The sequence below is a fragment of the Stenotrophomonas sp. 62841_Sma genome, from assembly GCF_056482945.1.
Window position 1 is genome coordinate 3,770,587 of record NZ_CM151224.1, and the last position, 14,531, is coordinate 3,785,117.

12 protein-coding genes are annotated in these 14,531 nt (G+C 64.8%); 5 read left to right on the forward strand and 7 right to left on the reverse strand.

Annotated features, from left to right (window positions below; translation table 11 throughout):
* Positions 1–172: 172 nt before the first annotated feature.
* A complete protein-coding gene (sucD, locus tag ACZK5G_RS17695; protein ID WP_005410793.1) occupies positions 173–1,048 on the reverse strand; it encodes a succinate--CoA ligase subunit alpha in 876 nt (291 codons plus the stop codon).
* Between the two features lie 20 nt (positions 1,049–1,068).
* Positions 1,069–2,238 (reverse strand): ADP-forming succinate--CoA ligase subunit beta, encoded by a 1,170-nt coding sequence (gene sucC / locus ACZK5G_RS17700; protein ID WP_004154430.1) that lies wholly within the window; start codon positions 2,236–2,238, stop codon positions 1,069–1,071.
* 405 nt (positions 2,239–2,643) lie between these two features.
* Here sucC and ACZK5G_RS17705 point away from each other — a divergent pair, with 405 nt between their 5' ends.
* Positions 2,644–4,257 carry a sensor histidine kinase gene (locus ACZK5G_RS17705; RefSeq protein WP_049401617.1) on the forward strand — a complete coding sequence of 538 codons (1,614 nt, stop codon included), beginning with the start codon at positions 2,644–2,646 and terminating at the stop codon, positions 4,255–4,257.
* A gap of 60 nt (positions 4,258–4,317) precedes the next feature.
* A complete protein-coding gene (locus ACZK5G_RS17710; RefSeq protein WP_032128822.1) occupies positions 4,318–5,691 on the forward strand; it encodes a sigma-54-dependent transcriptional regulator in 1,374 nt (457 codons plus the stop codon).
* 673 nt (positions 5,692–6,364) lie between these two features.
* Here ACZK5G_RS17710 and pilB read toward each other — a convergent pair.
* The 3 genes from pilB to ACZK5G_RS17725 all read right to left on the reverse strand — a co-directional run bounded on the left by pilB (position 6,365) and on the right by ACZK5G_RS17725 (position 9,243).
* Positions 6,365–8,098 carry a type IV-A pilus assembly ATPase PilB gene (gene pilB, locus ACZK5G_RS17715; RefSeq protein WP_478464255.1) on the reverse strand — a complete coding sequence of 578 codons (1,734 nt, stop codon included), beginning with the start codon at positions 8,096–8,098 and terminating at the stop codon, positions 6,365–6,367.
* A gap of 221 nt (positions 8,099–8,319) precedes the next feature.
* Positions 8,320–8,727, reverse strand: coding sequence for a pilin (locus ACZK5G_RS17720; protein ID WP_478464257.1), 408 nt, complete (start codon positions 8,725–8,727; stop codon positions 8,320–8,322).
* 87 nt (positions 8,728–8,814) lie between these two features.
* Positions 8,815–9,243: a pilin gene (locus ACZK5G_RS17725; RefSeq protein WP_478464259.1), complete on the reverse strand. Its 429-nt coding sequence runs from the start codon at positions 9,241–9,243 to the stop codon at positions 8,815–8,817.
* A gap of 356 nt (positions 9,244–9,599) precedes the next feature.
* Here ACZK5G_RS17725 and ACZK5G_RS17730 point away from each other — a divergent pair, with 356 nt between their 5' ends.
* Genes ACZK5G_RS17730 through coaE form a run of 3 tightly spaced genes read left to right on the forward strand, consistent with a single transcriptional unit; the run spans position 9,600 to position 12,354 of the window.
* The gene (locus ACZK5G_RS17730) at positions 9,600–10,859 is read left to right on the forward strand and encodes a type II secretion system F family protein (RefSeq protein ID WP_478464261.1); all 1,260 of its coding nucleotides are present in this window, start codon (positions 9,600–9,602) and stop codon (positions 10,857–10,859) included.
* Between the two features lie 8 nt (positions 10,860–10,867).
* Positions 10,868–11,731, forward strand: coding sequence for a prepilin peptidase (locus tag ACZK5G_RS17735; RefSeq protein ID WP_032128827.1), 864 nt, complete (start codon positions 10,868–10,870; stop codon positions 11,729–11,731).
* Between the two features lie 11 nt (positions 11,732–11,742).
* Entirely contained in the window at positions 11,743–12,354 is a 612-nt protein-coding gene (coaE, locus tag ACZK5G_RS17740; RefSeq protein ID WP_049401612.1) for a dephospho-CoA kinase, read from the forward strand.
* 161 nt (positions 12,355–12,515) lie between these two features.
* Here coaE and ACZK5G_RS17745 read toward each other — a convergent pair whose 3' ends face one another.
* Complete coding sequence (locus tag ACZK5G_RS17745) at positions 12,516–13,883, reverse strand: sensor histidine kinase (protein WP_032128829.1); 1,368 nt, start codon at positions 13,881–13,883, stop codon at positions 12,516–12,518.
* Positions 13,846–14,523, reverse strand: a complete 678-nt coding sequence (locus tag ACZK5G_RS17750; protein WP_005410804.1) for a response regulator transcription factor — start codon at positions 14,521–14,523, stop codon at positions 13,846–13,848. The genes ACZK5G_RS17745 and ACZK5G_RS17750 overlap by 38 nt, the downstream gene beginning before the upstream one ends.
* Positions 14,524–14,531 lie beyond the last annotated feature (8 nt).

Below are 14,531 nucleotides of genomic sequence, written 5' to 3' on the forward strand. Positions count from 1 at the left end.
CGCGCCGGGCGCGCTCACTGCGTGGACAGCCCCGGCTCAGTAGATCCACGCCATGCGTGGATGGGCTTTCCTGGATGGCCGGGCACCAGACGCAGAAAGGCCGCCCGGAGGCGGCCTTTCTGTTTGAAGCAAGAGCGTCAGTCGAGCATGGCTCGACTCTACACAAGCGGTCTTATTTCACCAGCTTGGCGATGGCAGCGCCCAGGTCGCCCGGCGAGCGGACGGTGACAACACCGGCAGCTTCCATGGCGGCGAACTTGCCTTCAGCAGTGCCCTTGCCGCCCGAGGCGATCGCACCGGCGTGGCCCATGCGCTTGCCGGCCGGAGCCGACGCACCGGCGATGAAACCGACGACCGGCTTCTTCACGTGGTTCTTGATGTACTCGGCGCCGGCTTCTTCAGCGTCACCGCCGATTTCGCCAACCATGATGATGCCTTCGGTCTGCGGGTCTTCGTTGAACAGCTTCAGGCAGTCGACGAAGTTCAGGCCGTTGATCGGGTCACCACCGATGCCGATGCAGGTGGACTGGCCCAGGCCGACTTCAGTGGTCTGCTTGACCGCTTCATAGGTCAGGGTGCCCGAACGCGACACGATGCCGATCTTGCCCGGCTGGTGGATGTGGCCCGGCATGATGCCGATCTTGCACTCACCCGGGGTGATGACGCCCGGGCAGTTCGGCCCGATCAGCACGGTGTCCGGATGCGAACGGGTCAGCACGTTCTTGACGCGCAGCATGTCCAGCACCGGGATGCCTTCGGTGATGCAGACGATGACCTTGATGCCGGCAGCAGCGGCTTCCAGGATCGCGTCGGCCGCGTACGGCGGCGGCACGTAGATGACCGAAGCGTTGGCGCCGGTGCTCTGCACGGCGTCGGCAACGGTGTTGAAGACCGGCAGGTCGATATGGGTGGTGCCACCCTTGCCCGGGGTCACGCCGCCAACAACCTGGGTGCCGTACTCGATCATCTGAGTGGCGTGGAAGGTGCCCTGCTGGCCGGTGAAGCCCTGCACGATCACCTTGGTGTTCTTGTTAATCAAAACAGACATGGGAATTCCTTGGTGTCGAATCAGGCAGCGTTCTTGACAGCTTCAACGATCTTCTTGGCGCCATCGTTGATGTTGTCAGCCGGGATGATGGCCATGCCGCTGTCACGCAGCAGCTGCTTGCCTTCTTCCACGTTGGTGCCTTCCAGGCGCACCACGACCGGAACCTTGACGCCCACTTCCTTCACGGCGGCGATGATGCCTTCGGCAATCATGTCGCAGCGGACGATGCCGCCGAAGATGTTGACGAAGATGCCTTCGACCTTGTCCGAGGACAGGATCAGCTTGAACGCTTCGATGACGCGCTGCTTGTTGGCACCGCCGCCCACGTCCAGGAAGTTCGCCGGCTCGCCGCCGTTGAGCTTGATGACGTCCATGGTGGCCATGGCCAGGCCTGCGCCGTTGACCATGCAGCCGATGTTGCCGTCCATGGTGACGTAGTTGATGTCCAGCTCCGAAGCGATCACTTCGGTCGGATCTTCCTGGGTCTTGTCGCGCATGGCGACCAGGGCCTTCTGGCGGAAGGCGGCGTTGTCGTCGCTGTCGAACTTGCCGTCCAGCGCGTACAGGTTGCCGTCGTCCAGGATGGCCAGCGGGTTGATTTCAACCAGCGCCAGGTCCTTTTCGTTGAACAGGCGGTACAGGTTCACCATGATGCTGGCGAACTGGCCGGCCTGCTTGGCGGTCAGGCCCAGCTTGAAGCCGAAATCACGGCCGTGGTAACCCTGCACGCCTTCGACGAAGTCGACGTTCAGCGAGTGGATCAGCTCCGGGGTTTCAGCGGCGACCTGCTCGATCTCCACGCCGCCTTCCGAAGAGGCGATGTAGGTGATGGTCTTGGTGCCACGGTCGACCAGCACCGACAGGTACAGTTCCTTGACGATCTCGCCGGCGGTGGTCACCAGCACCAGGTTGACCGGCAGTTCAACGCCAGCGGTCTGGTAGGTGGCCATCTTGGTGCCGAGCATCTTGGCCGCAGCGGCCTTCACGTCGTCGGTGGTCTTGCAGAACTTGACGCCGCCAGCCTTGCCGCGGCCGCCAGCGTGGATCTGCGCCTTGACCATCCAGGGGCCCTGGCCCAGGGAGTTGGCAGCGGCAACCGCTTCGTCCGGGGTCGCAGCGACCTTGCCGGCCGGGACCGGGATGCCGTACTCGGCAAGCAGTTGTTTTGACTGGTATTCGTGGAAATTCATGCGTCACCGTGGGAATAGGAACGACCGCACGCAATTCCTCAGGGCCCCGGCGGGGCGCCGGCATGGACCGCGGCGGGCCCACTATTGTGGCCGAGCCGGCGCCGGGGCGCAAAGAAGTCTGTACAAAACGCCACACCCGGCCAGATTTCCACCGCCATTCAGGCAGTTGCGCCCGGGCCGGCGCTGACCACCGGTATCCACGGCAGGCCAAATGCGCGATCCGGGCGGCTCCGGCGGCGTCCTGCCGGGGGCCCTATACTGGTCAACCAAGGTGTGTAGTGTCGGGCTTGCCCGGCGGCTTCCACCGCAGGCCACATAGAAGCGACGAACCCGCCCGGCTTCAGGGGATGCCAGGCAGGGCCGCCGCAGATTCCAGACCCAGGCAGCCAGAAGGGGAGTTCCGGCGTGTCACCCAGTGCTTCATTGATCGACCGCATCGAATCGATTCCGCGGCGTGAGCTGTACTTCTTCGCGCTGTACCGGGTGCTGATCGCCGCGGTCATCGCCGGCCTGCTCTACAGCCCCCTGTCCGGCATGGTCGGCGAGGCCCATCACCCGCGTCTGGCCGATACCGTCGCGGCGATCTATCTGCTGCTGTCGCTGCTGGCCCTGGCGATCGGCCGCAACGAACGTTGGCTGCGCCCGATCGTGGTCAGCAGCGTGCTGGTGGACATCATCGCCGCCACCCTGCTGGCGCATGCCCTGCCCGGTGCCAGCGCCGGCATCTCGATGTCGCTGCTGTTCAACATCGCCGCCGCCGCCACCCTGCTGCCGCTGAGCTGGGGCCTGGGCCTGGCGGTTGCGGCCAGCCTGGCCACCGGTACCGAATACCTCTGGAAGGTGCTCGAAGGCGGTGATCCCACCCGCACGCTGGCCGAGCTGGCCATGTTCGCCACCAGCTACCTGGCGCTGGCCTTCATCAGCTACCAGGTGGGCAACCGCGCGCGCCGCAACCAGCAGCTGGCCAACCAGCGCGGCGACGAAGTGGCCAACCTGTTCCAGATCAACGAACTGATCATCCGCCGCATGCGCACCGGCGTGCTGGTGGTGGACGCCGACAACCGCATCACCCTGGCCAATGAAGCGGCCTCGATGCTGCTCGGCGACAACGACGGCATCGGTGAGACGGGACGCCTGGATCTGGCCAGTGCCGCGCCGGAACTGGCGCGCCGCCTGCAGCGCTGGCGCAACGGCTGGGCGCAGGACGAACTGCCGCTGCAGCTCAACCCCGACCAGCCGGAAGTGCAACCGCGCTTCGCCCGCCTGCTGGCCGGCAGCGAACTGGCGCTGGTATTCCTGGACGACTCCAGCGTGGTCTCGCGGCGCGCCGAATCGCTCACCCTGTCGGCGATGGGCCGCTTCTCGGCCAGCCTCGCCCATGAAATCCGCAATCCGCTGGCGGCGATCAACTACGCCGTGCAGCTGCTGGAGGAAGGCACCGGTTTCAACGAAAGCGACCGCCGCCTGCTGCAGATCATCCGCCAGCAATGCCAGCGCACCAACGGCATCGTCGAGAGCGTGCTGGGGCTGGCACGGCGCGAGCGCGCCACACCCGAGAACGTCGACCTGGTCGCCTTCGTGCGCCGCTTCGTGCTGGAGTACAAGCAGGGCCAGACGCTGGAAACCGACAGCATCGAACCGATCATCAGCGACACGGCGGTGATGGCGCAGGTCGACAGCAAACACCTGTACCAGGTGCTCACCGTGCTGGTGCACAACGCACTGAAATACGGCCGCATCGGCCAGCAACCGGCACGGGTGCGCCTGCGCGTGGCGCAGCACGAGCGCAGCGCGGTGATAGACGTGATGGACCGTGGTCCCGGCATTCCCGAGAGCGTGGCCGCACAGCTGTTCCGTCCGTTCTTCACCACCTCCGAGCACGGCACCGGGCTGGGCCTGTACATCGCCCGCGAGTTGTGCCGCGCCAACCAGGCACGGCTCGACTACATCCCGGTGCCGGCAGGAGGCTCGTGCTTCCGCCTGGTGCTTCCCGGCCCGCACACGCTGTTGCCCACCTGATTCCAATTCTGTGCGTCAAACATTTGTCGCTTCCAGCCCCCTCGTTTATCTTTCACGCCCATGAACGAAACCCGCAGCGCCCTCGTCGTCGACGATGAACGCGACATCCGCGAACTGCTGGTACTGACCCTCGGCCGCATGGGGCTGCGCATCAGTACCGCCGCCAACCTGGCCGAAGCGCGCGAGCTGCTGGCCAGCAACCCGTACGACCTGTGCATCACCGACATGCGCCTTCCGGATGGCAACGGCATCGAGCTGGTCAGCGAGATCGCCCAGCACTACCCGCGCACACCGGTGGCGATGATCACCGCATTCGGCAGCATGGACCTGGCCGTGGAAGCGCTGAAGGCCGGCGCCTTCGACTTCGTCAGCAAGCCGGTGGACATCTCGGTGCTGCGCGGCCTGGTCAAGCACGCGCTGGAACTCAACAACACCGAACGCCCTGCGCCCGGCCCCGCCACCGAACAGGCTGCACGCCTGCTCGGCGCTTCGCCGGCCATGGACGTTCTGCGCACCACCATCGGCAAGGTCGCGCGCAGCCAGGCGCCGGTCTACATCCTCGGTGAATCGGGCGTAGGCAAGGAACTGGTCGCGCGCACCATCCACGCCCAGGGCGCGCGTGCGGCTGGTCCGTTCGTGCCGGTCAACTGCGGTGCCATTCCCGGCGAGCTGATGGAAAGCGAATTCTTCGGCCACCGCAAAGGCAGCTTCAGCGGCGCCCATGCCGACAAGCCGGGCCTGTTCCAGGCTGCACACGGCGGCACCCTGTTCCTGGACGAAGTGGCCGAGCTGCCGCTGCAGATGCAGGTGAAGCTGCTGCGCGCGATCCAGGAAAAGTCGGTGCGTGCGGTGGGTGCGGCCAACGAAGAACCGGTGGACGTGCGCATTCTCTCGGCCACGCACCGTGACCTGGCCGAGCTGGTCGAGGACGGGCGCTTCCGCCACGACCTGTACTACCGCATCAACGTGATCGAACTGAAGGTGCCGCCGCTGCGCGAGCGCCGCCAGGACCTGCCCGAGCTGGCAGCCGCCGTGCTGGCACGCCTGGCCCGCAGCCACGGCCGTGCCACCCCGCTGCTGGCGCCGTCGGCGCTGGAAGCGCTGGCCCACTATGCGTTCCCGGGCAATGTGCGCGAGCTGGAGAACATTCTGGAGCGCGCGCTTGCACTGGCCGAAGAAGACCGCATCGGTGCCGACGACCTGCGCCTGCCGCAGCACGCCCCGCGTGCGCCCGGCGGCGCTGCTCCCGCCGAAGCCGTGGCCGACCTGCAGCCGGGCGGTGCCGCCCTGCCCTCGTACATCGAGCAGCTGGAGCGCAGCGCCATCCAGCGCGCGCTGGAAGAGAACCGCTGGAACAAGACCCGCACGGCTGCGCAGCTGGGGATTACCTTCCGCGCGCTGCGCTACAAGCTGAAGAAGCTGGGGATGGAGTAAGGGCCGAACGGCCCTGGTAGGCGCCAACCTTGGTTGGCGTGCGCCGCCGCGGCATCCACGCATGGCGTGGATCCACCCTCCAACGCGGTAGTGCCGGCCGCTGGTCGGCAACTCAATACATCGCGTCATCCACGCATGGCGTGGATCTACCCACCAACGTGGTAGTGCCGGCCGCTGGCCGGCAACCTCATGCATCGCGTCATCCACGCATGGCGTGGATCTACCCACCAACGCGGTAGTGCCGGCCGCTGGCCGGCAACCCCCATGCATCGCGTCATCCACGCATGGCGTGGATCTACCCACCAACGTGGTAGTGCCGGCCGCTGGCCGGCAACCCCCATGCATCGCGCCATCCGCGCATGGCGTGGATCTACCCACCAACGCGGTAGTGCCGGCCGCTGGCCGGCAACCCAATGCATCGCGCCATCCACGCATGGAGTGGATCTACCCACCAACGTGGTAGTGCCGGCCGCTGGCCGGCAACCCCCATGCATCGCGCCATCCGCGCATGGCGTGGATCTACCCACCAACGCGGTAGTGCCGGCCGCTGGCCGGCAACCCAATGCATCGCGCCATCCACGCATGGAGTGGATCTACCCACCAACGTGGTAGTGCCGGCCGCTGGCCGGCAACCCCCATGCATCGCGTCATCCACGCATGGCGTGGATTTACCTCAATCCTTGGTAACGCGATTGATCTCGGCCAGGCTGGTCACACCCGCTGCCGCCTTCTTCAACGCCGACTGCCGCAGGTCATTCACCCCGATCTGCTGCGCCGCCTCGGCAATCTGCAGTGCGTTGCCACCGGCCAGCACGATCGTGGCGATCTCATCGGTCATCGGCATCACCTGGTAGATACCGGTTCGGCCCTTGTAGCCCTCGGTGCACTCATCGCAGCCCACCGCCTCGTACAACTGGATGCCCGCATCCAGCTGCGCCTGAGTGAAGCCCTCGGCCAGCAGCGCGTGCTCCGGCAGGTTCGCCGGTCGCTTGCAGTTGCCGCACAACCGGCGTGCCAGGCGCTGGGCGATCACCAGCGTCACCGAGCTGGTGATGTTGTACGGCGCGATACCCATGTTCATCAGACGCGCGATGGTCTGCGGCGCATCGTTGGTATGCAGCGTGGACAGCACCATGTGGCCGGTCTGCGCCGCCTTGATCGCAATCTCGGCCGTCTCCAGGTCGCGGATTTCGCCGACCATGATGATGTCCGGATCCTGTCGCAGGAACGAGCGCAGCGCCGCAGCGAAGGTCATGCCGCGCTTGTTGTTCTGCTGCACCTGGTTGACGCCGGGCAAGCGGATTTCCACCGGGTCTTCGGCGGTGGAGATGTTGCGCGTCTCATCGTTCAGGATGCCCAGCGCGGTATACAGCGACACCGTCTTGCCGGATCCGGTCGGGCCGGTCACCAGCACCATCCCATAGGGCTTGTGGATGGCGTCGTGGAACAGCTTCTGCTGGTCCGGCTCGTAGCCCAGCTTGTCGATGCCCAGCTTGGCCGCGCTGCCATCCAGGATACGCAGCACCACCTTTTCACCGAACAGGGTCGGCAGCGTGCTGACGCGGAAATCGATCTGCTTGGTCTTGGACAGGTTCAGCTTGATGCGCCCGTCCTGCGGCACCCGCTTCTCAGCGATGTCCAGCTGCGCCATCACCTTCAGGCGCGCAGCGATGCGCTGGTTCAACTTCACCGGCGCGCGCGCCACCATCTTCAGCAGACCGTCGATGCGCAGGCGCACGCGGTAATCGTCTTCGTAGGGCTCGAAGTGGATGTCCGATGCGCCCTTGCGGATGGCATCGACCAACACCTTGTTGACGAACTTCACCACCGGGGTGTCGTCGCCCTTGGCGTCGATGCCGGAGTCGCCGCTGCTGGCGCCGAGATCTTCGTCACCGGCCGCGACATCCAGGTTGCCCATGCCCTCGTCATCGCCACCCAGTGCGTTTCCGATGGCATCGTGGCTGGCGTGCCACTGCTCAAGCGTGCGGCGGATCTGGTCCTCATCGACCAGGATCGGCTCCACCACCAGATTGGTGTGGAACTTGATTTCGTCCAGCGAGTGGGTCGGATTGCTGGTGCCAACAAACAGCTTGCCACCCCGTTTGAACAGCGGCAGCACGTTGTGCTTGCGCAGCAGCTCCTCGCTGACCAGACTCATGGCGTTCTGGCTGGCGTCGAACGTGGATACGTCGAACAGCGGCATGCCGAACTCGACCGCGTTGGCGGCTGCCAGCTGGGCCGCCCCAACCACCTTGTTCTGCGCGAACCAGGTGGGCAGCGGCTGTCGAGCCGCGGCGGCCTTGGCCATCGCGTCGCGGGCGGAGGCCTCGTCGAGTGCACCATCCTGGACCAGGCGGCGGGCCAGACCGGTGATGCCGACGAGATTGGCGGTGGTTACGGCGTTCATAGAAATCCTTGGCTCATGGGTCTGGCAGTACCGGGCACTTTCCAAGGGCACGGCACCGGGCAGCAGAACCTGCCACGACCCAACGGCCGACGGCATCGCCAATCCATGAGCAACACTGCCTTGCCCGGCACTCCCAGCCCGGCAGGCACGATCCTGACTCCCCCGGGGATGATAGCTCCGTCAAGGGACGGCCAACATCCCAGCATAGTGCTGAAGTGTGATCAGCAGCCCGTTGGGCGATAGCGCGCTTCGAAGGCGCTGCCGTCGCAGGTCCAGATGCCATCGGCGCCTCGCTTCAGCAACAGAATCTTTCCTTTCACAGGAGGCGCTCCCGAGGCCGTGCAGCCAATACTGGCTACCCCAGCCTCGTCAAGTACTGCAGACACCGCAGTGCATCGAGATGTGGGGTGCAGGCCAACAAAAACCGCATCGACCAGATTTGCGTTACGACTATCCTGGGCTACAGATTCCACCGTAGTCTTGCCGGGCCGAATATCGGCCAAGGCAGCCGCAACCTGCGATCTGGCGACGTAGGTTTGATACACAGGAACGGCAATTGCGGTCAGAACTGCGATGATCGCAACTACGATCATGAGTTCAATCAAAGTAAAGCCGGCATGCCAACGCATCGCGCCTCCCCATAGGCTCGAACAGGATTCCCCACAAACTAAGAAGGCCCCGACTATGCGGGGCCTTCCTTCACTCGTTGCTACGTATCAGCCCTGGCAGGTGGCCGGAGCGTACTTCGGCTTGTCAGCAGCGACCAGATCAGATTTGCAGGACCAATTGCCGTTGGCATCGCGATCCAAAGTGATCTTCTTGCCGAGCACCTTCGGATTGCCCTTCAGGGTGCAAACCAGAGTGCCAACGCCGGTGTTGCTCGGAGCAGTCGCGCTCATCGTGCAACGATCACTATTCTTCAGGCCCAGATTAGAAACATCGGTGTACTCAGCCGCGGTGGTAACACCATCGTTCACCTTGGTTTCGTAAGCGGTCTTGCCGGCCGAGACCTCAGCCATGCCAGCGGTAAACTGCGACCTAGCCACATAGTTCTGGTACTGCGGCAGCGCAATGGCAGCCAGAATAGCGATGATCGCAACAACGATCATCAGCTCGATAAGGGTGAAGCCCTTCTGGTTCTTCATATTGGTACATCCCCAAGATAGTGGTGGTTGATTTCGGAAGGCAGGATCGGTCCCGGCCGGAGCCGATTGAGCGGGCTCCTGCCCCCTGCGGGTGGATCAACGCAGGTTGCGTGCCAACCCGGCACGCCTCCCCCTAGATTTCCCCCGCGCCCATGATGGCAGCAATTTTGCGGATGGGAACCCCCCGCATCCGAATCTGCGATGGACGCGGCAATGTGACGCAGTGCGTCACCTTTGGTCGGCGCTGGGCACGAAATTGCTAGTTGGGCTGCTGACAACCTGCCCAGACGGCAATGAACCCGCTACCATCAACGGCTAGACGCCCGCCTGGGGATGGCGGGTCTTGGGGAGCCAACATGTCTGTCAGTCGCAGTGCGATCAAGAAGGAGCCCGTGGCGCGCAGCACCACGGAGTTGCAGCCGTTTGTCTGGGAAGGGACCGACAAGCGGGGTATGAAGATGAAGGGGGAGCAGGCCGCGAAGAACGCGAATCTGCTTCGGGCAGAGCTGCGACGTCAGGGCATAAATCCCGGCACCGTCAAACCCAAGCCCAAGCCACTGTTCGGCGCAGCCGGCAGCAAGATATCGTCGAAGGACATCGCGTTCTTCAGCCGACAGATGGCGACCATGATGAAGTCCGGCGTTCCGATCGTCGGCGCCTTGGACATCATCGGCAGCGGGCATAAAAACCCCCGCATGAAGAAGATGGTGGAAACGGTTCGGACAGATATCGAGGGCGGCTCTTCACTCTATGAGGCAGTAAGCAGGCATCCGGTGCAGTTTGACGACCTCTACCGCAATCTGGTCCGCGCTGGTGAAGGCGCCGGCGTGCTGGAAACGGTGCTCGACACCGTCGCCACCTATAAAGAGAACATTGAGTCTCTGAAGGGCAAGATCAAGAAGGCGCTATTCTACCCGGTCATGGTGCTGGCAGTGGCCTTGATTGTCAGCGGCATCCTGCTTGTATGGGTGGTGCCGCAGTTCGAAGACGTGTTCAAGGGCTTCGGCGCAGAGCTTCCCGCCTTCACCCAGATGATCGTCAATCTATCGCGGTTCATGGTGTCATGGTGGTGGTTGATGGTACTGATACTGGCCGCTGCAGTTGTAACCTTCATCGCGGCCTACAAGCGTTCGCCCAAGATGCGGCACTCCATGGACAGGTTGATCCTGAAGGTGCCGGTGATCGGCCAGATCATGCACAACAGCGCCATCGCCCGCTTCTCCCGCACCACCGCAGTGACGTTCAAGGCAGGCGTACCTTTGGTGGAGGCATTGGGCATCGTCGCTGGCGCCACCGGCAACAAAGTCTATGAAGAATCCGTGCTGCGCATGCGAGACGATGTCTCGGTGGGCTACCCGGTCAATATGGCCATGAAGCAGACCAACCTGTTCCCGCACATGGTGATCCAGATGACCGGCATCGGCGAAGAGGCCGGCGCCTTGGATGCCATGCTATTCAAAGTGGCCGAGTATTATGAACAGGAGGTCAGCAATGCGGTGGATGCCTTGAGCAGCTTGCTTGAACCGATGATCATGGTGTTCATTGGCACCATCGTCGGCGGCATCGTTGTCGGCATGTACCTGCCCATCTTCAAACTCGGCGCCGTCGTCGGCTAAAGGTATCAATGGCATTTCTCGACCAGCATCCCGGCCTCGGCTACCCCGCCGCGGCCGCCCTGGGACTGCTGCTGGGCAGTTTCCTGAACGTGGTCATCCTGCGGCTGCCCAAGCGGCTGGAATGGCAGTGGAAGCGCGATGCGCGCGAAGTCCTGGAGGAACCGGACTTCTATGAGCCCCCGCCTCCGGGGATCGTGGTGGAGCCGTCGCACTGCCCGCACTGCAAGCACAAGCTGAGCTGGTACGAGAACATCCCGCTGTTCAGCTGGATCATCCAGGGGGGCAAGTGCCGCCACTGCAAGGCGCCGATCTCGCTGCAGTACCCGCTGGTGGAGGCGCTGACCTCGGTACTGGTGCTGGCCTGCGTCTGGCAGTTCGGCTTCGGCTGGCAGGGCTTCGGCGCCATCGTGCTGACCTGCTTCCTGATCGCCCTGTCCGGCATCGACCTGCGCACCCAGCTGCTGCCCGACCAGCTGACCCTGCCGCTGATGTGGCTGGGGCTGATAGGCAGCATCGACAACCTGTACATGCCGGCCAAGCCCGCCCTGGTGGGTGCGGCGGTGGGTTACCTGTCGCTGTGGACGGTCTGGTGGCTGTTCAAGCAGCTGACCGGCAAGGAAGGCATGGGCCACGGCGACTTCAAGCTGCTGGCGGCGCTGGGCGCCTGGTGCGGGCTGAAGGGCATCCTGCCGATCATCCTGTTGTCGTCGGTGCTGGGCGCCATCATCGGCTCGATCTGGCTGTACAGCCGGGGCCGTGACCGGGCCACGCCCATCCCGTTCGGCCCCTATCTGGCCATCGCCGGCTGGCTGTACTTCATGTGGGGTGCGCCGCTGGTGGAGCAATACCTGGTGATGAGCGGGCTGCGCTGAGGGGAGTCCCCATGAGCCGCTATGTGGTTGGCCTGACCGGGGGCATCGCCTCGGGCAAGAGTGAGGTGACCCGGCGCTTTGAGGCGCTGGGGATCGTGGTGGCCGACGCCGATCTGGCCGCACGGGCCGTGGTGGCCGCCGGCAGCCCCGCCCTGGCCCGCATTGCCGAGCGTTTCGGCGCCGACATGCTGCTGGCCGATGGCAGCCTGGACCGGGGGCGCCTGCGCGCCCACGTGTTTGCCGACCCGGCCGAGCGGACGGCGCTGGAAGCCATCACCCACCCCGCCATCCGCCTGCTGATGCAACAGCAGTGCGAGCAGGCTGAGAGCCCCTATGCGATTGCCGCGATTCCGCTGCTGACCGAGGTCGGTGGGCGGAAGGCCTACCCGTGGCTGGACCGGGTGCTGCTGGTGGATGCGCCCGAAGCCGTGCAGCATGCGCGGCTGATGCAGCGCGATGGCATTGATGCCGCGCTGGCCGACCGGATGATTGCTGCGCAGGCCAGCCGCGCACAGCGGTTGGCGCTGGCCGATGACGTGGTGGTCAATGATGGGCAGCCGGAGGACCTGCAGGTGCAGGTGGAACAGCTGCATGCGCGGTATCTGGGGTTGGCCGGGGGTTGAGGCCTGGTTGCCGGCCAGCGGCCGGCACTACCGAAGCGTATCTACGCATGGCGTGGATCTACACGCGCGGGGCGCGGCAGCGATCACGGTGGTGGCACAAGCGACACAGGGCGCGATGCAAGGTCGCAGGGTTTGTGCCGACCAAGGTCGGCACCTACCGCTTACAACGGCTTCGGCGAGAACGTCAGGGTGGCGATCACGCCACGCTGGCCGCCGGGGCGCACGCTTACCTGCCAGCCGTACAGGTCGCACAGGCGGCTGACGATCGACAGGCCGATGCCGCCGCCCTGCGAGTGGCCGGCATGCGTGCCGCGGTAGCCACGCTGGAACAGCTTGGCCGCGTCTTCCTCGCTCAGGCCCGGGCCACTGTCGGTTACCGACACCGAGTTGGTGCCGACGAACACGCGCACCTCGCCGTCCTGCGAGTACTTCACAGCGTTGCCGATCAGGTTGCCCAGTGCCACCGACAACGCCGCCTCGGGCGCGTCGATCACCAGATTGCGCTCACCTTCCAGCAGCAGCTCCAGCGGCTTGCCCCCCAGCTGCGCACGGTGTGCATCCAGCAGCTGCTCGGCCACGCGGGCGACGTTGCTGGTGCCCTGCCCGCGCTCGTTGCGCGACAGCAGCAGCAGTGCGCCAATCAGATCGCTGCACTGCTGTTCGGCGCGCTGGATGCGCTGCAGGCGCTGCAGCACCTTCTCGTCCAGGCCGGGCCGGGTCAGCAGCAGCTCGGTGGCGCCACGGATCACTGCCAGCGGCGTGCGCAGCTCATGGCTGACGTCTGCATTGAATTCACGGTCGCGCTGCACCACTTCGGTCAGCCGCGAGGAATAGTCGTCCAGCGCCTGCGCCAGCTGCCCCACTTCGTCGTCGGGGAAGCGTGGCGCCAACGGCTCGGGGTCACTGGTGCCGCCGCGATAGGCACGCAGCCGCGCGGCCAGATCCGACACCGGCTTCATCACCTTCGAGGCCGACCACCAGCCCAGCACCAGCGACAGCACGCTGAACACCAGCACCGACAGCACCAGCGCGCGGTTGAGCTGCTTGCCGCCGCGCACGCTGTCGGTCATGTCATAGGCGAGGAAGAACCAGGCGTCGGGCGTCTTGCGTACGGCCAGCTTGTAGGAGTACGGCTCGCCGTGCTCATCGCCGCTGACGCTGTGGATGCCATCGGAGAAGCCCGCCCACTGCGCGCGCTCTTCGCGCACCCGGTCGAACTTGTCCTTCGAATAGGCATAGGCCTTGATCTGCAGTACCGGTGCGTCCGGGTTATGCCCGGGGTGCTCGTAATAGCGGCGCGCATACTCGTCGATGTTGCGGTTCATCAGCTCTTCCACCAGCTGGTTTTCCACGCGCAGGCGGGCCCAGTTGGTGGCGAACGCAAACAGTGTCGTCAGGCAGAAGCCCAACAACACGAACGAAACGATGATGCGGCTGCGCAGGCGCCGCCGATAAGGCGTGCGCCGGCGCTCCCCCTTGGTTGCCACCGAATCAGGCTTCCGGGGTGGCGATGCGGTATCCGATGCCATGGCGGGTCTGGATCAGCGGCACTTCAAACGGCTTGTCGACCACCGCACGCAGGCCGTGGATGTGCACGCGCAGGGAATCCGAATCGGGCAGTTCTTCACCCCACACACGGGTTTCCAGCTCCTGGCGGGTCACCACGGCCGGGGCCGCTTCCATCAGCGCCTGCAGGATCTTCAGCGCGGTCGGGTTGAGCTGCAGCAGCTTGCCCTGGCGGCGCACTTCCAGCGTATCCAGGTTGTATTCCAGATCGCCGGTTTCCAGCACGCGGGTCTGCACGCCCTTGCCGCGTCGCGACAGGGCGTTCAGACGCACTTCCACTTCCTGCAGCGCGAACGGCTTGATCAGGTAGTCGTCCGCGCCGGAATCGAAGCCGGCCAGCTTGTTGTCCAGCGAATCGCGGGCGGTGAGCATCAGTACCGGGGTCTGCTTGCGCGCTTCATTGCGCAACTTGCGGCAGACCTCGATGCCGTCCATGCCTGGCAGATTGAGATCCAGCACGATCGCGTCGAACTCGTGCACCACGGCCAGGTGCAGACCGGTAACCCCGTCAGCCGCGAAGTCCACGGTGTGGCCCCGGTCCTCCAGGTAGTCGCCCAGGTTGGCCGCAATGTCGCTGTTGTCTTCGATTACCAGGATTCTCACTGTCACCT